This is a genomic window from Coprococcus sp. AF16-5 (assembly GCF_003479365.1).
In the GTDB taxonomy this organism is placed as follows: domain Bacteria; phylum Bacillota; class Clostridia; order Lachnospirales; family Lachnospiraceae; genus Coprococcus; species Coprococcus aceti.
This window is the reverse complement of sequence record NZ_QUGZ01000002.1, coordinates 358,200-380,692: the sequence shown is the minus strand read 5'-3', so window position 1 is coordinate 380,692 and position 22,493 is coordinate 358,200. Positions and strand designations below refer to the sequence as shown.

The 22,493-nt window shown below is 42.9% G+C and carries 20 protein-coding genes and 1 other annotated feature (1 of these 21 only partly in view); of the genes, 16 read left to right on the top strand and 4 right to left on the bottom strand.

All coding sequences use genetic code 11. The features are described from left to right. Positions 1-364: 364 nt before the first annotated feature. The 8 genes from DWW70_RS06630 (at position 365) to DWW70_RS06595 (ending at position 11,942) form a co-directional block, all read left to right on the top strand. A complete protein-coding gene (locus tag DWW70_RS06630) occupies positions 365-1,636 on the top strand; it encodes a substrate-binding domain-containing protein (RefSeq protein ID WP_118649505.1) in 1,272 nt (423 codons plus the stop codon). Between the two features lie 187 nt (positions 1,637-1,823). After that, the gene (locus tag DWW70_RS06625; RefSeq protein WP_015534393.1) at positions 1,824-3,332 is read left to right on the top strand and encodes a sugar ABC transporter ATP-binding protein; all 1,509 of its coding nucleotides are present in this window, start codon (positions 1,824-1,826) and stop codon (positions 3,330-3,332) included. Positions 3,333-3,349: 17 nt separating this feature from the next. After that, on the top strand, positions 3,350-5,002 hold the full coding sequence (locus DWW70_RS06620) for an ABC transporter permease subunit (RefSeq protein WP_117549881.1): 1,653 nt from the start codon (positions 3,350-3,352) through the stop codon (positions 5,000-5,002). A 772-nt stretch (positions 5,003-5,774) separates the two neighbouring features. Continuing rightward, positions 5,775-7,382: a response regulator gene (locus tag DWW70_RS06615; RefSeq protein ID WP_118017061.1), complete on the top strand. Its 1,608-nt coding sequence runs from the start codon at positions 5,775-5,777 to the stop codon at positions 7,380-7,382. 32 nt (positions 7,383-7,414) lie between these two features. Further along, entirely contained in the window at positions 7,415-9,319 is a 1,905-nt protein-coding gene (locus DWW70_RS06610; RefSeq protein WP_118017063.1) for a cache domain-containing sensor histidine kinase, read from the top strand. Then, positions 9,306-10,268, top strand: coding sequence for a substrate-binding domain-containing protein (locus tag DWW70_RS06605; protein WP_015534391.1), 963 nt, complete (start codon positions 9,306-9,308; stop codon positions 10,266-10,268). The genes DWW70_RS06610 and DWW70_RS06605 overlap by 14 nt, the downstream gene beginning before the upstream one ends. Then, complete coding sequence (locus DWW70_RS06600; RefSeq protein ID WP_055280358.1) at positions 10,261-11,301, top strand: galactose ABC transporter substrate-binding protein; 1,041 nt, start codon at positions 10,261-10,263, stop codon at positions 11,299-11,301. The genes DWW70_RS06605 and DWW70_RS06600 overlap by 8 nt, the downstream gene beginning before the upstream one ends. A 59-nt stretch (positions 11,302-11,360) precedes the next feature. Further along, positions 11,361-11,942: a DUF6553 family protein gene (locus tag DWW70_RS06595; RefSeq protein ID WP_118649504.1), complete on the top strand. Its 582-nt coding sequence runs from the start codon at positions 11,361-11,363 to the stop codon at positions 11,940-11,942. A gap of 104 nt (positions 11,943-12,046) precedes the next feature. Here DWW70_RS06595 and DWW70_RS06590 read toward each other — a convergent pair whose 3' ends face one another. From DWW70_RS06590 to DWW70_RS06575, 4 genes are all read right to left on the bottom strand, one after another. Beyond that, the gene (locus tag DWW70_RS06590; RefSeq protein WP_118649503.1) at positions 12,047-13,522 is read right to left on the bottom strand and encodes a PH domain-containing protein; all 1,476 of its coding nucleotides are present in this window, start codon (positions 13,520-13,522) and stop codon (positions 12,047-12,049) included. A gap of 21 nt (positions 13,523-13,543) precedes the next feature. Next, positions 13,544-13,939 carry a GntR family transcriptional regulator gene (locus tag DWW70_RS06585; protein WP_055222393.1) on the bottom strand — a complete coding sequence of 132 codons (396 nt, stop codon included), beginning with the start codon at positions 13,937-13,939 and terminating at the stop codon, positions 13,544-13,546. A gap of 146 nt (positions 13,940-14,085) precedes the next feature. Beyond that, positions 14,086-14,988, bottom strand: a complete 903-nt coding sequence (locus DWW70_RS06580; protein ID WP_055222394.1) for a hypothetical protein — start codon at positions 14,986-14,988, stop codon at positions 14,086-14,088. 255 nt (positions 14,989-15,243) lie between these two features. Further along, positions 15,244-15,402: a DUF6364 family protein gene (locus tag DWW70_RS06575; protein WP_055222395.1), complete on the bottom strand. Its 159-nt coding sequence runs from the start codon at positions 15,400-15,402 to the stop codon at positions 15,244-15,246. A gap of 123 nt (positions 15,403-15,525) precedes the next feature. Between DWW70_RS06575 and DWW70_RS06570 the strand changes: the two genes are divergently transcribed. From DWW70_RS06570 to DWW70_RS06535, 8 genes are all read left to right on the top strand, one after another. Continuing rightward, complete coding sequence (locus DWW70_RS06570; RefSeq protein ID WP_118649502.1) at positions 15,526-15,690, top strand: DNA-binding protein; 165 nt, start codon at positions 15,526-15,528, stop codon at positions 15,688-15,690. A gap of 15 nt (positions 15,691-15,705) precedes the next feature. Beyond that, positions 15,706-16,377 carry a hypothetical protein gene (locus DWW70_RS06565; protein WP_118649501.1) on the top strand — a complete coding sequence of 224 codons (672 nt, stop codon included), beginning with the start codon at positions 15,706-15,708 and terminating at the stop codon, positions 16,375-16,377. Between the two features lie 210 nt (positions 16,378-16,587). Next, positions 16,588-16,773 carry a hypothetical protein gene (locus DWW70_RS06560; protein ID WP_055146045.1) on the top strand — a complete coding sequence of 62 codons (186 nt, stop codon included), beginning with the start codon at positions 16,588-16,590 and terminating at the stop codon, positions 16,771-16,773. A gap of 12 nt (positions 16,774-16,785) precedes the next feature. Further along, on the top strand, positions 16,786-17,433 hold the full coding sequence (locus tag DWW70_RS06555; RefSeq protein ID WP_158576534.1) for an alpha/beta hydrolase-fold protein: 648 nt from the start codon (positions 16,786-16,788) through the stop codon (positions 17,431-17,433). 207 nt (positions 17,434-17,640) lie between these two features. Then, positions 17,641-19,314: a hypothetical protein gene (locus tag DWW70_RS06550; protein WP_118649499.1), complete on the top strand. Its 1,674-nt coding sequence runs from the start codon at positions 17,641-17,643 to the stop codon at positions 19,312-19,314. A 137-nt stretch (positions 19,315-19,451) separates the two neighbouring features. After that, a complete protein-coding gene (locus DWW70_RS06545; RefSeq protein ID WP_015534383.1) occupies positions 19,452-20,072 on the top strand; it encodes a flavin reductase in 621 nt (206 codons plus the stop codon). 142 nt (positions 20,073-20,214) lie between these two features. Then, complete coding sequence (locus tag DWW70_RS06540) at positions 20,215-21,108, top strand: Fic family protein (RefSeq protein WP_118649498.1); 894 nt, start codon at positions 20,215-20,217, stop codon at positions 21,106-21,108. Between the two features lie 16 nt (positions 21,109-21,124). Continuing rightward, complete coding sequence (locus DWW70_RS06535; protein ID WP_022217427.1) at positions 21,125-22,258, top strand: alpha/beta hydrolase; 1,134 nt, start codon at positions 21,125-21,127, stop codon at positions 22,256-22,258. 47 nt (positions 22,259-22,305) lie between these two features. After that, positions 22,306-22,493: a binding site (T-box leader), on the top strand; it runs 54 nt beyond the window's last position.

Below are 22,493 nucleotides of genomic sequence, written 5' to 3'. Positions count from 1 at the left end.
TCACAGACCATCCCGCCCTCCAAACTTGCCGGTGACAGGTGAAAATTGCCCAGTAAAGCAAGCTAAACCATCACTATTAAGTCAAAAATATCCTAATATATAACTATTAAACAACCGCTATTGTTAAAAATATCTATAAAAATTTCAATAAATCGCAAAATTTTGCTAATTAATCCAAAAATATTCTATTCTTTCAAAACCCCTGTCAAATTATAATGAATACAGTCAATGAGGCAAGACGAAAAAATAAAACACACAAAGCCAAAGGATGTGTTAAGTTTCAGAAAACTTAACATGCAGCATCAGCCCTTGCCGAAGGCAATTACAAATGGGCTGATGTTCAAAGAACAGGAGGGAACGTAATATGAGAAAAAGAAGAATTTTAGCTGTAGCAGCAGCTGCAACACTTGCATTATCAATGGTAGGATGTGGATCAGGCGGAAGCTCAAGTGGCGGAAGTTCAAGCAGCGGAGTAGCAAACAAGGACAAGCCACTTTGCTGGTTCAACCGTCAGCCATCCAACAGCTCAACAGGAGAGCTTGACAAGGATGCCCTTAGCTACAACAAGGACACATATTATGTAGGATTTGATGCTAATCAGGGTGCTGAGCTTCAGGGACAGATGGTTCTTGATTACATCAAGGCAAACGCAGCAACGATCGATCGTAACGGTGATGGAGTCATCGGATATGTACTTGCAATCGGTGATATCGGACACAATGATTCAATCGCGCGTACAAGAGGTGTTCGTTCAGCACTTGGCACAGGAGTTGATGCAAGCGGAGCAGTTGATTCAACACCAGCCGGAACAAACGTAGATGGTAAGGCAACAGTAGTACAGGATGCTAAGCTTGATGTAGATGGCAAGACATATACGATCAGAGAGCTTGCATCACAGGAGATGAAGAACTCAGCAGGAGCTACATGGGATGCAGCTACAGCTGGTAATGCAATAGGAACATGGACAGCATCATTTGGTGATCAGATTGATGTAGTTGTTTCAAATAACGATGGTATGGGAATGTCAATGTTCAATGCCTGGGCAAAGGACGCAAAGGTTCCTACATTTGGATACGATGCTAACAGCGATGCAGTTGCAGCAATCGCAGAGGGCTACGGCGGAACAATTTCACAGCATGCAGATGTTCAGGCTTACCTGACACTGAGAGTTCTCCGTAATGCACTTGACGGTGTAGATATTGATACTGGTATCGGTACAGCAGACGAGGCTGGAAACCAGCTTGAGGAAGGTGTTGACTACAGATACAGCGCAGACGAGAGATCATACTACGCACTGAACATTGCAGTAACAGCAGACAACTATCAGGATTTCACAGATTCAACAAAGGTTTATGACAAGGTTTCAAAGCAGCTTGACTCAAGCAAGAGCCCAAGCAAGAAGGTATGGCTTGATATCTACAACGCTTCAGATAACTTCCTGAGCTCAACATACCAGCCACTTCTTCAGAACTATGATGATCTTCTTAACCTGAATGTAGATTACATCGGTGGTGATGGTCAGACAGAGTCTAACATCACAAACCGTCTTGGTAACCCAGGCGAGTACGATGCATTTGCAATCAACATGGTTAAGACAGACAATGCAGCATCATACACATCAATTCTCTCTAAGTAATATAAGTTACCTGGATGATTGATCAATAGGAAATGATTTAACTCAGAGGGGTGTCAGACTAAACATTTGATACCCTTCTTTTACTAAGAGCATGTATCAAGTTTTCTATGAAAACTTGATATGTAGCATCAGTCCTCGCCGAAGGCGACTATTAATGGGCTGATGTTCAATGAAAGGAAGTAGAGATATGGCAGAAGATAAGAATAAATACATCTTATCGATTCAAGGCATGAGCAAATCATTCGGCAGAAACAAGGTCCTTAACCATATTAATTTGAATGTTAAACCTGGTTCGATCATGGGACTTATGGGTGAGAATGGTGCCGGTAAATCGACAATGATGAAGTGTCTCTTCGGAACCTATCAGAAGGACGAAGGCACAATAATATTAGATGGAAAAGAAGTAAATTTTTCTGGCCCTAAGGATGCACTCGAGAATGGAGTTGCGATGGTTCATCAGGAATTAAATCAGTGTCTTGAGAGAAGCGTTGTTGACAACCTGTTCCTTGGACGTTATCCAAAGAACTCTCTTGGAGTCATCGATGAGGGCCGTATGAAGAAGGAAGCTTCAGACTTGTTCAGAAAGCTGGGTATAACGGTCAATCTTACACAGCCGATGAAGAGAATGTCAGTTTCCCAGAGACAGATGTGTGAGATCGCAAAGGCTATCTCGTACAATTCCAAGGTAATCGTACTTGATGAGCCTACATCATCGCTGACAGCACCTGAGGTTGCAAAGCTTTTCAAGATGATGAGACAGCTCAAGGAGCAGGGAATTTCCCTGATCTACATCTCACATAAGATGGATGAGATATTTGAGATCTGTGATCAGATATCAGTTCTCCGAGACGGTAGTCTGGTCATGACAAAGGACAGCAAGGACACCAACATGAACGAGCTTATATCAGCCATGGTTGGTCGTTCACTTGATAACAGATTCCCACCGGTCGACAATACGCCGGGTGAGACGATCCTCTCAGTACAGGGACTCTCCACAAAGTATGCACCGAAGCTCCAGAACATCACATTTGATGTGAAGAAGGGTGAGATATTCGGTCTATATGGTCTGGTTGGTGCAGGCCGTACAGAGCTCCTGGAAACAATTTTTGGTATTCGTACAAGAGCAGCAGGAAATGTAATGTATGGTGGCAAGATCATGAACTTCACCGGTCCAAAGGATGCTATGGATCACGGATTTGCCCTTATCACTGAGGAGAGAAAGGCAAATGGTCTCTTCCTCAAGGCAGATATCACCTTCAATACCACCATTGCAAATATGAACCACTACAAGAGCGGCGTGGCACTGTCACATGACAGCATGGTTCGTGCCACAGCTGAGGAGATCAAGGTCATGCACACCAAGTGTATGGGACCTGACGATATGATCGCCAACCTGTCCGGTGGTAATCAGCAGAAGGTTATCTTCGGAAAATGGCTTGAGCGTTCACCAAATGTATTCATGATGGATGATCCTACAAGAGGTATCGATGTAGGAGCTAAGTATGAAATATATGAACTTATAATCAACATGGCAAAGCAGGGCAAGACTATCATAGTTGTCTCCTCTGAGATGCCGGAGATCCTGGGTATCACAAACCGTATAGGTGTTATGTCAAATGGACACCTTGCCGGAATTGTAAATACCAAGGAGACTAATCAGGAAGAATTGTTAAGACTTAGTGCTAAATATTTGTAATAGAGAGGAGCATGGATATGGCAGATAAAAATATGATCCTTTCGGCTGATGCAGAGGAAAAACTCCTCAAGCCGATTGATGAATATGTTGGAAAGATACAGGCTCAGATCGATGAACTTCGAGTTGATGGATCTGACAAGGTTCGTAGTTTGAAGAACCATATAGCTATCGCAAAGGAAGATAAGAATTTATCAAAGGATGAAAAGGATAGCATAATCGCAAAGGATAAGGCAGCCCTGGAGAAGGCAAAGGCAGTTGAGGCAGCCAACAAAGATAAGGTTGCAAAGCTCATCGCCGATGCAGAGGGATACCTTAAGGAGCACTATGACAGCGAGTACTACAGCAAGGTAGTGGCAAGCTGCGAGGCTGAGAAGGCAGCAGAAAATGAGTCCTATGAGAGAGTAAAGGCGACACTCAAGACAGAGCATGAGCAGACACTTGCAAAGCTCTCTGATTCGGAAGAGATCAAGGACGAGAAATATGTATACAAGAACAAGCTCTTTGATGCACAGATGACACATGAGTCAAGACTTCAGGAGATCAAGGACAGAAAGCATGATGCATTTTCACACAAGTATCATCTGATAGATCTTCTTAGAATGTCCAAGTACACATTCATGCAGAGCAGAGCACAGAAATTTGAGAATTACAAGTACACATTCAATACAACACAGTTCCTTTACAAGAATGGTCTGTATATAGTAATCGTGTTGATATTCATTGCACTTTGTATCATCACTCCGATTGTGAAGAACACACAGCTCCTCACAGTTACCAATATACTGAATATACTTCAGCAGGCATCACCTAGAATGTTCCTGGCACTCGGTGTTGCGGGACTTATCCTCCTGACTGGTACCGATCTTTCGATTGGACGTATGGTTGGTATGGGTATGGTTACAGCTACCATTATCATGCACAACGGTGCAAATACAGGTGGTGTGTTCGGACACATATTTGATTTCTCAAGTATGCCGGTTGTAGGAAAAGCATTATTTGCACTTGTTGCATGTATTATCCTCACAACAGTATTCTCAAGTATTGCAGGTTTCTTCATGGCGAAGTACAAGATGCATCCGTTCATCTCAACAATGGCGAACATGCTGATAATCTTCGGACTTGTAACATATGCGACAAAGGGTGTTTCATTTGGTGCTATTGATTCAGCAATACCAAATATGTTCATCCCAACAATAGGAAACTTCCCAACTATTATCATTTGGGCAATAGTTGCTGTAGTTGTAGTATGGTTCATCTGGAACAAGACTACATTTGGTAAGAATCTGTACGCTGTAGGTGGAAACCCAGAGGCAGCAGCAGTTTCAGGTATATCAGTTTTCAAGGTAACACTTGGCGCATTCATCCTTGCCGGTATCCTTTACGGATTCGGATCATGGCTTGAGTGTAACAGAATGGTTGGTTCAGGTAGTGCAGCTTATGGACAGGGCTGGGATATGGACGCCATAGCAGCCTGCGTTGTTGGTGGTGTTTCATTCACAGGTGGTATCGGTAAGATCTCCGGTGTTGTAACTGGTGTTCTTATCTTCACATCACTTACCTACTCACTTACTATTCTTGGTATTGATACAAACCTTCAGTTCATATTCGAAGGTATCATCATCCTTGCCGCTGTAACTCTTGACTGTCTCAAGTATGTACAGAAGAAGTAAGGAACAACAAATTTAACTCTCACAAAACCTTTATATAAAAAGCCGCTCGGATCGTCTACAGGATGGATTGAGCGGCTTTTTTCATAAGGAGGGGCCCGCATAAGCGGGAGGATTCCTTGTGAAGTGCACGAAGTGCACGCATGACGCAAGGCATGTGGATTGGCGGACGCCTTCTGTGCATCTATGCCACTTTTTTATGCATGCCACCTAATCACGCAGCCGCTTCCTTCGCTCCAATGATTTTATCTGCATGCGGCGCCGCGCGCGATAAGGGCGTTTGCGCGCTCTGCCTTAGCAAAAATCATTGAAGCTCAGTCGCGTCTAGCTATCGATTAGGTGGCATGCATAAAAGTGGCAGGCGCATGCAAGGAAGGCTGGCCTGAGGAGATATTTATATATTGTGAATTTCTGGACGAGTGTTCCCTTTCCCTCACTTCAGCTTACTTTTATCTGCACACTGCTTTGACCGCGATAAGGGCAATGCGGTCTCCGCAGTGGCAAAAAGCGCTGAAGCTCAGTCGTGTTCACTATCGATGTCGCAGTATATAAATGCAGCCATGCATGCAGCCGTAAACAAGCTGGATCCTCAGCTGGAAACAGGCAAGGTTTCGAGTCACGGACAGGTGAGGAAAATTCCTTGACGGTATAGATGAAGAAATAATGAAATAATAATAAAAGTACAGATATTCTCTGCGGTATTTGATATAATTACATTGCTGGAAAAGACCGGTGAACCGGGTGGCATTTGATATATAGAAAGGATTTCTGTTAGATGGATAAATACAAGGTTATCCTTGTCGATGACGAGGAAGAGGTTATAGATGTTATAGAGAGAAAGATTCACTGGGATATGCTTGGGTTTGATGTTGTGGGAAGTGCCAACAATGGTGTGAAGGCTCTTGAACTGGTGGAGAAGCTGCAGCCGGATGTGGTCATAACGGATATTAAGATGCCATATATGGACGGTCTTGAGCTGTCCAGACGACTCAACAATGATTATCAGAATATACACATCATCATATTCACAGGGTTTGATGAGTTTGAGTATGCCAAGGAGGCGGTGCACCTTGAGATAGAGGAGTACATGCTCAAGCCTATAAATGCATTAGAACTCTCGGATTGTCTGAAGAGGGTCAAGAACTCTCTGGACAAGGAGAGGGAGGAAAAGCTGAATGTAGAGAAGCTTGCAAATTATTTCAATGCATCTCTGCCTGTTCTTCAGACAAATCTGTTTGTATCACTGATAGAGGGCAGAGTGAGCGAGTCGGATTATGAGAAATTCCTTGCAGCATACCAGATCGATATGAAGGGACCGCTTTATTGCTGCGCGGTTTTTCATACATCGGAGCATCACGTTCCAGATGGAATGAACCCGCTTCTGTTGTCAATGTCAGTGGAACAGCAGATCAAGGACAGAATTGCTGATACATGGAAATGCAAGGTATTTACATATCTGGGCAACACGGTGCTCATCATCGAGATAGTCTCAGAGGATGCCATGGCAGAGCTGACGGATGCCTGCGACAGATTCTGCAGATGGGCTTACCGAGTCATGGGTGCCGTGGTGACTGCCGGTATTGGCAGAGTGTGCGACAGTCTTCTGAATATCAACAACTCATATGAGGGTGCCAGGGAAGCTGTATCATACAGGGTTCTATACGGAACCCAGAGGGCTATAAATATTGCTGAGATCGCACCGAAGGAGCAGAAGGCAGCAGTACAGTATGAAGATGCAAATATGCATGAGCTTATCAAGTCAATATATCTTGGCAAAAGAGATGCCATTGAGGGCGCAGTACATGATGAGATAGAGAAGCTGCACAGATCTGCACAGACCATGAACAGGTACAAGCTGACGCTCATGGAGATGGTAGGAACATTCTACAGATTCTGCGCAAATAATTTTATAGATTTTGATAATTTTTCAGGTGGGATCAGCAACCCATACGAGAAGGTTCCTGAGATGGATGAAGTTACCCTCACAGCATGGCTCATAGACACATCGATGGCGATCGGCGAGGAATTGAAAAATGCCAGAAATAACACGTCCAGAAGAATGGTAACGGATGCCCAGAATATGGTAGTTGACAGGTATATGGAGCCCGATCTGTCGCTGGATACGGTGTGCTCAGAGCTTGGTGTGTCCAATTCGTATTTTTCATCGGTGTTCAAGAAGGAGACAGGCAAGGCATTTATCTCGTATCTGACGGATTACAGGATGGATCACGCAGCCAATCTCATACTTGAGACAAATGAGAAGAGCTATAAGATAGCAGAGCAGGTTGGATATCAGGATGCAAATTACTTTAGCTATGTGTTCAAGAAGAGATTTGGAATGTCGCCATCAAAGTACAGAACTGAACATGCGGGGAATAAGTAGAGCAGAGAAAGTATAAGGGGAGTAGAATTGTTTTGAAGATTAGAGAGAAAAAGGATGCTCAGGGCAAAAAGCAGAAAAATAAATATTCTCTGCGCGCGAGGCTGCGAGGCTGGTTTCATCATGGCAGATTTATAGGATTTGACATACAGTCAATAATCATGGCGGTGCTCACAGGACTGACGATAACCACAACTGTTGTTATGGGGTTTCTTATTTACAATAGATTCAAGCTTGCGATAAAGCAGACTGCAGTGTCAAATGCAGAAAGCATGATAGAGAGTACTGTGGATAAAGTGGATACAGACCTGGCAGGTATCAGACAGATATCTAATGGAGTGAATTATAACATTATCCAGGAATATGACATCTCCAGTCAGGAGTTCAGCAGACAGTTCAGCCTTTTATATGAGGTGAATGTTGACAAAGTGCAGAGTATGGCGTTGTACGACAATTCCGGGAAGCTTATTGCTGCGGAGCCGGTTGCAGTGCAGAAGGATAAGGTTAATGTGGAGGAACAGGAATGGTACAAGAATGCATCTGAAGATATAGAGAATATGCACTTTTCTACACCTCATATACAAGATCTGTTTCAAGATGGCGCCAACAGGTATTATTGGGTCATATCCCTCAGCCGTTCTGTTGATATCAATGATGGAGATAAGCCGGTAAACGGCGTGCTTCTGATAGATATGAAGTATTCCGTGATCGAGGAGGCTCTTTCAAGGATCAATGATTCTTCAAGCGAGACTTATTATTATCTGTGCAACCGTGACGGAGATATCATATACCATCCGCGAAGAGCAGAGATAGACAGAGGCTTTTTCACAGAGGAAAGTACAGAGGCAGCGGTATACGATGACGGTACATATGAGATCAAGATGACGGGTGGCACAGAAAATGTTGTTGTCAGCAGTATAGCCTACACTGGATGGAAGATCATAGGAGTTGTCCCGGAAAGTGTTCAGACTGCCAGCATCAATCAGTACAGATATTACATCATAACTACGGTTGTGATATTGCTTATGATGCTCTTGTGGGTGAACAGGATCATAACAAAGAAAATCTCAAAGCCTATACTTAAGCTGAATGAATCAGTAAAGTCATATGAGACAGGTGGAACCACGGATATATATATTGGAGGATCTTCCGAGATAAGACATCTGGGATATTCGGTAAAGAAATCCTATGAGCAGATAGAGGTTCTGATGCAGGAGATAATCAGACAGCAGAATGAGCGGAGAAAGAGTGAGATGGATGCGCTCCAGAGTCAGATCAATCCGCATTTCCTGTATAATACACTGGAGTCCATAACATGGATGGTGGAGGCGAACAGAAATACAGATGCAGTATTTATGATATCTGAGCTTGCAAAGCTGCTGAGGATAAGTCTGTCAAAAGGCAGAACTGTCATAAGGATAGCGGACGAGATCCAGCACAGCACGAGTTACATGAACATACAGAAGGTAAGATATAAAGAAAGATTTGCTACAGAATTTATCATAGACGAAGAGATAAATGACTATTGTACAGTTAAACTTATCGTGCAGCCAATCCTGGAAAATGCAATATACTACGGTGTGGGCAACATGGATGAGGACGATGGCGGCAAGATAACTGTCCGCGGTGAGAAGAAGGGCAATGACATCTACATTTCAGTTGAGGATAATGGCATGGGTATGTCGGAGGATGTTGTCCGGAACATCCTTGTGGACAACAATAAGGTGCCAAAGCATGGTTCCGGAGTGGGTGTTATCAATGTTCACTCCAGGATAAAGCTGATGTTTGGCAGCGAATATGGATTAAAGGTGTACAGTGAGCCGGACGAGGGAACAAAGGTTGTCATTCACATTCCAGCCATTCCTTACACGGAGGAGAACAGAGAGAGACTTGAGAGGCAGGATTTTGGAAGGGGGATGGCGACAGATGAAGAAGAGTAAGATAACATTCCTGATCGCGGAGCTGTTTTTGGTTGTAATAGCCGGATTCTTTATACACCAGATATTCCGGGAAAATGTACCTCAGAAAAGAGTAGCGGTCATACTTTCAAATTCCGGTGATAAGAGGTGGGATGGACTTATAAATGGACTTAAACAATCAGCAAATGTCAATGATGTACATCTTATCATATGCAACACCGATGATATCGAGTCAGCCCAGGATGAGAAGGAGCTAATAGATGAACAGCTTGAAAATGATGTAGATGCATTCATAATTTGTCCTGCACCGGGCGAGGATACATCGGATATGCTGGGACAGCTTGGCGATGTACCATTTGTACTTATAACCCAGGATGCATACAGTGAAGATGGCGCCTCGGGATTTGTCACGATAAAACCTGATAACTACAAGATAGGATATACCCTTGGAGAACAGATCAGGGCAAATGATGCGGACGGACTCCGTGGCAAAAGCATAGGAATTATAACCGGATATTCCCAGACAGAGGGAAGTGTGAGTGGAAAAGCAGGACTTATGGATGCGATAGAAGGAACCGGATGCGAGGTGAGCTGGGTGTACAGCCGATGTGGCAATCAGAACATATGTGACATTGTGGATATTCTGGGAAAGGTGGACTACATGGTTGTGATGGACACATATGCGATCGATGAGATAGGAGAGAATGCGGATAACGGTATGTACAATGGCGCCCAGATATATGGAATGGGGACCAGCGTAAAATCTGTGGCGCTGCTTGATGCGGGCAAGATAAAGTGCCTTGTTATTCCGGATGGATACGGTGTTGGCTATGCCAGTGTGACAGAGGTAGTAAAAGGTCTGAACAGCAGGTTGTATACGATGAAGAGTCGGGAGGAGGGCATAAAGATAATATACAGTGACGATTTGTTCTCCGATGATGTAGAGAGGTTTTTATATTCATATGAGTAGACAGAAACGAAGAAAAATATATGTGCTTTTGCTGGCAGCTGCGATGATAGTCTCGCTTATGGGCTGCGGCAGCAGCAATAAAAAATCAAACAAAACCATGAGAGTCGGGGTGGTCACTTATACAGCAGATGATCCATTCATAAATGCCATGATTGAAAAGGTGAAATCTCAGCTTAAGACTATGGAGACCACAAACATGAATGTGATAGTATCGGTGAGAAGTGGTGATAATGATCAGCGTGAGCAGGATGAGATAGTTGATGAGATGATAGATGCAGGCTGCGATGTGCTGTGTGTAAATCTTGTAGACAGAACCGCACCGGCAAATATTATCAAGTCAGCAAGGCAGAGTGATATACCAGTGATCTTTTTCAACAGAGAGCCGGTGCGTGATGACCTGATGCAGTGGGAAAAGCTCTACTATGTTGGCTGTGACGCAAAAGAATCCGGTGATATGCAGGGTGAGATTGCGGCAAATTATATAAAGAAGCACAGCGAAGTGGATCGCAACGGTGATGGCAAGATACAGTATGTTCTTCTGGAGGGGGAGGCCGGACATCAGGATGCCATAAGCAGAACCGACTGTTCGGTGAAGACCATCATGGATAAGGGAGTGGATCTTGAGAAGCTCAGTTATCAGTTTGCAGACTGGAACAGAGGTCAGGCGGAGAACAGAATGACTCAGCTTATAAGTCAGTATGGCAGTCAGATAGAGCTTGTCATATCCAACAATGATGAGATGGCACTGGGCGCAGTTGAGGCGTACGATAACTCAAGTATAAGCCGGGACAAATGGCCTGTGATCTTTGGAATAGACGGACTTGATGATGCTCTCCAGGCGATAAAGCAGGGAAACATGCAGGGAACAGTTTATAATGACAAGGAGGCCCAGGCGGGAGAGATAGCGCGGTTGGCAGTTGATCTCTTCAAGGGAAACAGCCTTGATGGTCATAATCTTGACGAGGGCAAATATTACGTGTCGCCTTACTGGAAGGTCGATGTTGACAGCGTGGATGATTTCCTGCACAGATAAAGGTAACCGACTGATACGTGAATAAAAAATTGTGAATTAAATATTCGGGAAGGATGCATATGGAAAATAGCTGGATAGAAGAATTTTACAAAGAGACGGATGCAGATAAGAGACTTGAACTGCTGGAAAATAACAGCACGGATATGGACGGTGACAGCGCCGGTTCGTCTACTGTCTTCCGTCAGAGATTGTGGACGGCGAGATATGGCAAGAGAAAGCCGAAGAATGATGCATTTGTGGGCTGCCTTATGGAGCTCAAATACATATCGGAGGGCGGCTCTGTTGATATCGGAGGACAGAAAAAGAAACAGGCTGTGGAGATCATAAGCAAGCTCTGCCTGTTCGACGCAGACAGGAGAAGTGCCGAGGAACAGGAGATACTGCTATATGAACTCAGGAATGCGTTCCTCAAGTTCATCGAGGTGAGCAGAGGCGGCAGAGGTTTCACATCCATAGCATTTGGCATGGGGCAGCTCTCGGATGAGGGCGTGGCGAAGAAGATCGCAGATCAGATAAGCTCCATCGCATTTGACGCGCCGCATATGCTGCACATGGACAAGGAATTTGCCATACTTCAGAGCGCAGCACTGGCGGCATTCAGGCAGGAGTATCCGAACAGGGAGCATTTTTTAAGGAAATGATAGTATAGACGGAATGACTATGTGTGAACAGATCAAAAGACCATCATGTATCTAGTGTTAAAATGCATGATGGTCTTATCTATTGTACCTGTTTTGGCGTTATCTCATGAATGTATGGATTCGAAGATAGAATAAGTATCATCAGAATCCTTGTTGTTCATAAATATCACTTCATCCCTTGTCTTTATCATGATGATGGGATAACTGTCTGCGTATACATACAGCTCACATTTGCCGTAGGTGCTGCTCTTGAAATGGCCGATCAGGTATTCATCGGTGGCACCTCCGTTTGTGCGAACAAAATCATCGTCTGGCAGTTCATCCAGAAGCTGAACCTCCTCGATGTCATCAAAATATATCTCCGATGAGTATATGGCAGCAGACACTGTGAGTTTGTTGGAGTCAAGATGAGTGTCGATATGCACGTTTATGAATGGCACAAGCACGCCTATCGTCCAGACAATGCAGGCGGTGATAAGGATATATGTAAGTCCTGTAAAAATCTTTGCGCTCCTGGTGGCATAGTTAAATGTATAATTTCCACTCTGCAATCTGTTCTGAACCAGCACATGCGGGTCGGAAGGATTGTAGTAATATCCGGTTTTCCAGTATTCGTCGTCATCCACGTAGAGAGGCTGGGTGTCGGCGGCCAAGAGTTCACGTTTTCTGCTTTGTGCCATGAGGAGAGGTGCAAACAATCCGATGGCAGCAAGAGTCTGGACAAATATATAGACATAGAGTGCGGAGCTGCACAGCGAGACATTTACAAGCGCACCCTTGAAATTAAGGATATCAGAAAGCGAAATTTGCCGGGACTTACTGGCTGATGATATGCAATGAATCAGGGTGTCAATAGTGATATATACCCATGCGACAGCATTTGTTGCCGAAAGAATCAGCATTGCAAGTCCCTTGTATATCTTCATGGTTCTATTGACGGTCTGGTTGAGCTGGGTATCCGAGCTGTACACAGTTCGCTCGTGTCGGTTTACATATATGTGGAATATCATGGATGTAAGTGACATCAGGACGGAGCAGAGTCCCATTATTATCATTGTGGTTGATATGACCGCACTTTTCCCTATCGCAAATGGCACTAGGCAAATGAGTTCTACAAGGATTATTATTCCATGATAATTGAAACTGATCTCACTTTTGCCGATCTGGGTTGACACATTTGTATCAATGTAACGTTTTCTTCTTTGATCAGGGACCACCCAGTCATTTTTCATCTTTAAGGCATACATTTTCCTGTGCGCGGAGTTGTTTGCATATGTTATCCAGAAACAGAATGCGATCATCCAGACAGTGTATGCCAGTATGAATATAATGATCTCCCAGAACACGACAAAGCACAGGGCTGTTCCAAGTATGAGATTTATCCAGATAATCCGGTTCATCTTACGTCTGGCAGCAGCAACAATATTCAGGACGGTTTCGTCTTCAATGTGTTCCTTTGGAATGTGGACACCCAGGAGCATTCCTTCGGTATACGAATAATTACTTGTATATACGAACTTCATTATGAGCAGTATGAAGAAGTTCATAAACAGGAAGATGATAAATAATGCTATGCTCATATGTTGCTCCTTTCTAGTAATTTAAGTGGATATTTGGATTGGAGAAGACTTCATTTTGGAATATACTTCATCGCATAACTTGAGAAAATCTTCCCGGTTCATCCCGGTTATGCTTGCCTCGGCGGACAGAAGTTCCAACTCTGACTCCAGCTTGTCACGGAACTCGGCGTTCATATTGATATTTTCTGATACAAATGCTCCAAGCCTTCTGTCAGTTCTGATATATCCCTCATTTTTTAGTATCTGGTATGTCTTATTCACAGTCATTGTGTTCACGCCGGCATCCGCCGCAAGCTGTCTTACAGTGGGAAGCTTTTCGCCTGGCTGTATCTCGCCTTTGCCGATTCCCTTTACTATCTGATTGCGCAGCTGTACGTATATGGGTGTGTCACTACTCATGTCAAGCTCTATGATCATGTGGTGGCCCTCCTTCTTGTATTACCTGTATTATAATATATAATACAGATCCCGCGATAAGTCAACTATGAGAAATCGCCGTATAAATAAAAATCATCCGTGAGCAAGTTGATTACCCACAGATGATCCTTATATCTTGTGAAATTTTATTTTTGTGTAGCTGATTTTTGCAGTTCCAATAATCGTTCATTTGAAATGATTTTTTCGGAAAAAGACTTTCTGATCAATTCAAAATCTGCTCCATTTGAAAAAAGACTGAGTATATTTTTCTCATCTTCCAGTCTTTTGAGTTTTTGAGATGGGGTTTCTTCCACTGTACCACCCATGATACTCACCATCCTTTCCTCATATTCATTGCCATCCGCAATATGTTTAATGATCCTGTTTATATAATTCATTATATCCAAAAGTTCTTCCGGTGACAATTCATTATTCTGGTAAAGTTTTGTAAGTTCGGTTCTAAAATATAACAGATCAGATAATGCAGAATCGATATTGCCCTTATTGCAGATTTCATTCTCATATCTCGTTATGTAAAATGGAATATAAGGAAACAGTCTATCAGAAATCATGTCTTCCTTGGAAATGTCCTTTAGCAAGATATTTTTACAATCATAATTTACGGATTCCCCATTTGGAAATTTCAATGAGATCTCTGTATATAAAGGAGTATGTTCACTGCTCTTAATATATACAACTACATATGCAGGCATATTTAGAATAACCCTTCCGTTTTCCCAAACGGCATTATTCCGAGCAGACAGAAAAGCATATTCGGCAATTCTGATCGCCATGGTGCCATCTTCATAGCTCTGGCATTCAATCAGGTAGGTATCACCACAAATACTCATCAATAGATCAGATTCACGTTCCTCGATTTTGTCAGTATCTGGGTTTTCGATATAACTGTCAGTAGGTAAGATTGTTGGAACAATATTCAATGGATATGATTTGTTAAATGCTTTGTTGATCAGTGATATAAACAGACGCTTGTGATTGTATTTTAGAGTCTTGAAAATATCATCGTAGTCATTGTTATTTTTAGGCATATACTTCCTCCTGTGTAAGATTGTTCCGGCCGGTAGGCACACTTTATAGCAATAAAAACAGGAAGTCAATAGATTTAGGCAAATGCGCTTATAAAGCGCAAAAATGACGCTCAGAGTGGAATTATCGAGGAAAAATGGGGGTGATTTTACATTTGGTAAAATGGTTTTTGAAAGAAATACTATTTGAGAAAAATAGAAATGCAGTTACAAAAAGGCTGATGATGTGAGTATCAGCCATTTTATAACTAAAAACATTTATTTTGGATGGGTCGCATCAACTTTGTTTACATAATCTTTTAATACCAGATTTATATATTGGCTGAAAGATCTGTCATCATTTTCGGCCAGTTGTTTTATTCTTTCTACTAGATCTTCATCGAGAGTAATACTTACTTTATTCTTTAATGGTTTCATTCAATCACCTGCCTTTTTTGTAATATAGCATTGAGGTGTACTTTATATTGAAAAGTAGGATAAAGTATGATAAGGTAGGATAAAACGAAAGCGAAAATAATATACTTTTAAGGAGGGGAGAATATGTCTGAAATGGGAACCAAAGTTGCAGCAGAATTATGGGGAGTAACCCAAAGACGAGTTCAAGACTTTTGTAGAAATACAAATGATCCACGGATAACTCAGGACAAAAAGGGTTCACCATATCATATACCGGTTAATTACCCGAATCCATTTAAAGAAAAATAATAGGAGGAATCACAAATGAGAAGATTTATAAAAAAGCAATGTATAATTATGGCTACCTTATGTATGGCAGTGGGGGTAGTCGGATGTGGAGGTAGCAATAGCGGTAATGATGCAAAATCCGCTACTCAGGCTACAGTACAAGAAAATAAGGATGAAGCAAAAACTGTGTATAAAGAGTTGAATGATGCTGTAGAAAAGAGTACCGATGTGGCAGATGGTATTATAACTGTTTGGTATTATGGTATTTATGATGCTGATGATGGTGAGGGAAATGGGGAGGTATTCATAAATGATTTATGTGCCAAGTTAGGGGTAGATACTCAAACATTTATTGATATAAATAACAAAAATAACTTTTTTGAGGTTAGGCAAGGATTTGATGGATTATATCGTGTAAGAGTAGACTCATTTTCAAATGTTGTTAATTGTTATATAGAGTGTCGTAAAAACGATGGAACATATGATGATATAAGTAAGATGCTGGATGATGCAAAGAACAGTATAAAGAATATACCAGAGTCAGCGTCATATTATTCAAAATTAAAAGAATACTATGTTGAGGCAAACAGTTTCTATGAGTTCTGTTTAAGTCCAACAGGTAATTATGATGATGCAGGAAATAAGGTTGAGGAATTTAGGTCGAAATGTCAGGGATATAAGTCAGATTTATCTTTTGATTTAGAATAAAATATCATTTAAAGTTATGCATAACCCACTTGTGAAATTCAATTGAGCAAGTGGGTTATTTTCGATTCATATCGTTTTCAATTGCATTATTGGTCTTGATGTGATATTTGTACAGATAAGGACGAGGTGTTAAAGCTCATGAGCGTATTGACGCAGGACGAAAGATTTGAACAGGCGCAGGCTAACGGAAATAAAGGAGGTTTAAAAAATATGTGTGAAGTACTTGATAGGGCGGAAGCCAGAGGAGAAGAAAGAGGAATATCTATAGGCGAGGCGCGAGGAGAATTAAAGGGTGCAGTGAGGGCATATTTGGATGTGAAGGTTCCTATAGAAGAGATAGCGAAGAAACTGAACATATCAGTGGAGGAAGTCCAGAAGATAGCCGACACACTATAGGAGATGAAAAACATGCAGGTACACACACTTATATCTTCGGAAAATGGTCCGATCATCCTCTGGGTCATGTACCCACACAGGGGAGATGAAATGGAGCACACAGCGGATTCTATCAGAGAACTGGTGGTAGAAGAACAGTTTACACTTGTTGCGATACAGATAGATGACTGGAACAGGGATCTCTCACCGTGGAGATCGGATGAGGTCGATGGATCATTTGCCGGAGAGGCAGGACGGACACTGGATTATATAGAACAGCAGGTCGTCCCGCAGTTGGATATTCAAAGCCGGGCGAACAGACCTCTTTATATCATGGGATACTCGCTTGCCGGGCTTTTTGCACTTTGGGCAATGTACCAGACTGATATATTTGCCGGGTGCGCCACATGTTCAGGTTCAATGTGGTATCCGGGATTTGTGGAATATGTAAACAGCCAGCCAACACTAGCGAATAAACAAATATACATCAGCCTCGGCGGCAAGGAATCGCGGACATCCGACAGGCTGATGTCAACTGTGGCGGATCGGACAAAGGAGATTTGCGACCTGCTGAAGAAGGACAACGATGTGATATATGAGATAAATCCAGGTGGGCATTTTGCCGATTCCGGGAAGAGGCTGGCGAAGGCTGTGAAGTGGATAGGGAAAGCAAGAGAATAACCAAAAGCACAGGAGAGCACATATATACAATCGTTCACTGGCAGAACGATACGAGGCATAACATATACCGGATAGATATATATTTTTATCGGAATAGATGATAATATATGGGGCAGACATATGGAGTAGATAGATTAATGGCAGACACGATCCGGTAATTATATGCAGTGAAAAATCAGACCGTGGTAAGCCGGAAAGAAGGGCAACATGGGTAAACAGACAAAGAAAAAGAAAAGCACAGGAGCGGCAAAGGAGATATTTGCAAAGCCCCCAGGAAGGCTCGGCAAATGGAATGTGATAGCATTTGCAGTGCTTGTTGTGGGAGAGCTTATATACTATTATGCGGCAACACCGGCGATCAACATACAGAGTACAAGTTTCTGGGTATGGATGGTTATTTCAGTTGCGCTTGTTGGCTTTTGTACGCTTGATTTCACGGTGGAGAGTAATGATACCAGAAGTGTCGCAACGAAAGCGACGAAACCGGCAGCATGGATAGTAGTAATAATGATAGCGGTCGGACTCATTATGGTGGCGGCGTCATCCAAGCTGTTTTGTGCATCAAAGTACGCAAGCCTCATCAATATAGAGGATGGAGATTTTCAGACAGATATCCCTGAGAGCAGGCAGATAAATGACATTGCGCTGATGGATACAAGCACAGCGAGGATCATAGGTGAGAGAGCCGTCGGTTCACTCTCGGATGTGGTCAGCCAGTACGAGGTCAGCGGCAATTACAGCACTATAGATTACAATGGCGCGCCGATGAAGGTTGCAGCACTCAACTATGCGGGATTCATCAAATATATGAACAACAGGAAGAACGGAATCCCGGGTTATGTTCTTGTGGATCCTGTAAAGAATGAGGCACACTATATACAGACTGAAAAGCCTATAGTGTATTCACCTTCAGCGTATTTCAACAAGAACCTGTACAGACATGTCCAGATGGCTTATCCGACATATATATTTGAAGGTTTCTATCTGGAGCTCAATGACGATGGCAATCCATATTACATCTGTCCGGTTCTTGAGTCGCATGCAGGACTCTTCGGTGCAAAGGATGTAAAGGGCGTGGTTATATGCGATCCGTGTACGGGCGATACAGAGTACCATGAAGTCAGTGATGTTCCACACTGGGTGGACCGTGTATATGATGGCGACCTGGTGTGCCAGAAATACGACTGGTACGGCGAGCTCTCAGGCGGCTACTGGAACAGCGTATTTGGCAATAAGGGCTGCAAGAGGACTACGGATGATTATGGTTACAAGGTTATGGACGGCGATGTGTGGGTATATACAGGTGTCACATCGGTAAATGGTGACGAGTCCAACATAGGATTTGCTCTGATGAATCTCCGGACAGGAGAGAGCAAATATTATAAGGTGGCAGGTGCAGAGGAATACTCAGCCATGTCATCGGCAGAGGGGCAGGTACAGCATCTTGGTTATAAGGCATCCTTCCCATCACTCATCAATATCAGCGGAATACCAACCTACATCATGGTCTTAAAGGACAACGGTGGCCTGGTAAAGATGTATGCGCTTGTCGATGTGGAGAAGTACAATATTGTAGCTACAGACACTACCCAGAAGGACGCACTTGCGGCATACAACAAGCTGCTGGCAGAGAACGGACTTAAGAGTACGCAGAGCATGACGGACGATATACCAAACAGACAGATCACGGTAGCTGATATCAAATATATCAACATGGATGAGACGACATATGTGTATATCACGGATGAAAATGGCAATGTATACAAGCAGGATTTCTCAGAGAACGAGGAACTGATATTTATACAGAGCGGGGATAAAATAAAAGTATTTTATCAGGAATCAGACAACGGCATAAATGACATAATATCTGTTGAGAGATAGATTTATTCACTAAATAAAAGCTCTCCCTGTGATAAACAGGGGGAGCTTTTTGCATGATAATGTGGTATTATAGAAATATCTTATTGAGAATAAATCTATATAACTGATTAATTATGATTGACAAGGAGGTTATTATCATGGATAAAAAGGCGATCTACAGTTTATCATACGGGATTTTCATGTTGTCCACAAAGCTGGGCGACAAGGCAAATGGCTGCATCATCAACACCTGTATACAGGTGGCGAACAATCCAACGCGGGTTGCGATATCGGTTCTCAACACGAATTACACATGTGATCTGCTCAAGGAGAGTGGTGTGTTTGCCCTTAGTGTACTTGACGAGCAGTGTACATTTGACTCGATAAAGCACTTCGGTTTTCAGTCGGGAAGAGACGTGGACAAATTCGAAGGAATAAAGATGCCGGAGGATATCAACGGAATCCCATACATGGGCTGGTATGCCTGCGCGGTCATCAGTGGCAGGGTGGTTGAGCGTCATGACCTTGGAACACACACGTTGTTCATCGCGGAGGTGGTAGACGCAAAGATGCTGTCAGACAAGGCTCCTCTCACATATGCTGATTATCAGGCGCATGTAAAGCCAAAGGCAGACAAGCCTCCTAAGACAGATAAGAAGATAGTGGGATGGCGCTGCAAGATATGTAACTATGTATATGAGGGAAGTGAGCTTCCGGCAGATTATGTATGTCCTCTGTGTGGACACGGAGCAGACGACTTTGAACCTATATATGAGTAATGTAAGATATGCCGCTATCGGCAAGAAATGAACGGTTTCAAATCTTGAAAAAGTTGATTTATTGCCGGTAACGGCATATACTATCTATATACAAAACACTGTGCAGATGATAAAAGCCTATTGCGTAAAAGGAGGGATTTTCATGGGTTATATTTCAGTTGCAGAGACTGCAAAAAAATGGAATGTGTCAGAACGAACCGTTAGAAATTACTGCGCTCATGATAAGATTCCTGGGGCTTTTCTGACGGGAAAGACGTGGAATATACCGGATTCTGCGCAGAAACCAATGCGTCAATCTGCGGGAGAAGAGAACCGGGATCTGCTGACTGTGCTGAGAGAAGAGAAAAAAAATGGAATTAAAGGTGGTATTTATCATCAGATACAGGTGGATCTAACTTACAATTCCAATCATATAGAGGGCAGCAGGCTCAGTCATGATCAGACACGGTATATATATGAGACAAATACTATAGGCGTGAGTGATCAGGCGATAAATGTTGACGATATAGTCGAGACGACCAATCATTTCAGGTGTATAGATCTGGTGATCGATGATGCAAAGAACTTATTAAGTGAGAAAATGATAAAGGAGCTGCATTTGATTCTCAAGAATGGAACTCAGGACTCACGAAAAGAATGGTTTGCGGTGGGATATTACAAGAAAGTTCCGAATGAGGTGGGCGGTCATGATACGGCTTTGCCGGAAGAAGTTCCAGAGAAAATGAAAAATCTCCTTGCAAGATACCGCAAGCTCAATGAAAAGACACTAGATGATATTCTGGATTTTCACCATGAATTTGAAAGTATTCATCCGTTTCAAGATGGCAATGGCAGGGTTGGCAGGCTGATATTGTTCAAGGAGTGTCTGAAATATGATATAGTTCCATTTATCATAGATGAAGATCTCAAATGGTATTACTATAGAGGACTTTCAGAATGGAATAGAGAAAGAGGATATCTGCGGGATACCTGCCTTACTGCGCAGGATAAGTTTAAAAAGTACCTGGACTATTTCAGGATACAGCACAGAGATTAAAATAATGGAGGAAATTATGGACAGAGAAAGAATGATGAAGAACGTAGCAGAGATATTCAGCCGCGGTGCGGTGGAGAAGAATCTTCCGGCATGGGTAAATATGCGCCACGCCTGGAAAGCAAGTGATGCGGCGAGAGACAGAGGGCTTGAATATCCGGCAAATGTTGTACAGATAAAGAATCTGGATTACAAAAAGGAGCTTGATGAGGTCCGTTTCAATGAGCTGATTGAAACATGGGACAAAGGTGTAGAGAGGAACATTATATTCTTTGCCGATTCCGGGGATGCCGCAGACGTGGATTCTGCAAGCTATACATCCAACAGCTACATGGATATCTGCGTTCCAATATCGTATATGACAGATGAAAACAGAAAATATCCGGTGATAGTGAGCGTGCATGGCGGAGGTTGGTTCTATGGTGACAAGGAACTGTACAGCCACTATTGCTGCCTTCTTGCGGAGCACGGGTACGTGGTGGTGAACTTTAACTATAGATTGTCACCGCAGAACAAATATCCTGCGGCCATAGAGGATGTGGCGTATCTCATTCGGTATATCCATGAGAATGCGCAGACACTTGGAATAGACATGGACAATCTCTACATGGTCGGTGATTCGGCGGGGGCACAGCTCACGGCAAATTATTGCATCATAGCATCAAACAGCGATTACAGGGCAAAGCTTGATTTCTTCACATATGATCTACTGCCTAAGAAGGTATGCCTTAACTGTGGTGCATACAAGATGGCAGAGAGAAATGACAATATATCCGCATGGTATCTGAGAAATGATGTGGATGATGACCAGAATAGTGACGGAAAAACAAGTTCGCACGACAAAGCTGAAAAATGTGAAAGTAAGAAAATAAGCCAGGCATATGCAGTGACTGAGGAACAGTACAAGCTGTTTATGGATCAGCTTGATTATGTAAATGCTGAGTTTCCGGAGGCGTATCTCATGTACAGTGTAAATGATGATCTGGCATCACATACAAAAGCGTTGGATGAGGTGCTGAACAAAGTTGGAGTTGCACATATCACAAAAGCGTATGGACAGAACAATCCTGACAGCGGCCATATATTCCATATGAATATGTACAATCCAGAGGGAATACTCTGTAACGAGGATGAGTGTGCATTTATGAAATAAAAAAACTGTTTGACAACACGACATCAGAATGCTATCCTAAAAATCAGATAAAGGCAAAGACAGGAAGGAGTACTTAAGTCACTGTCACTTCAGAGAGTAGGCGTTTGGTGCGAGCCTATAGGACACCTTAAGGAAGCAGTCCCCGAGCTGTGACCGCGAAAGTTTTCCGGGTAGTGGTCAACGGAAGGTTCCACGTTATAGGAACAACGATAGTGATGGCTGTCGGCTGAGAGCA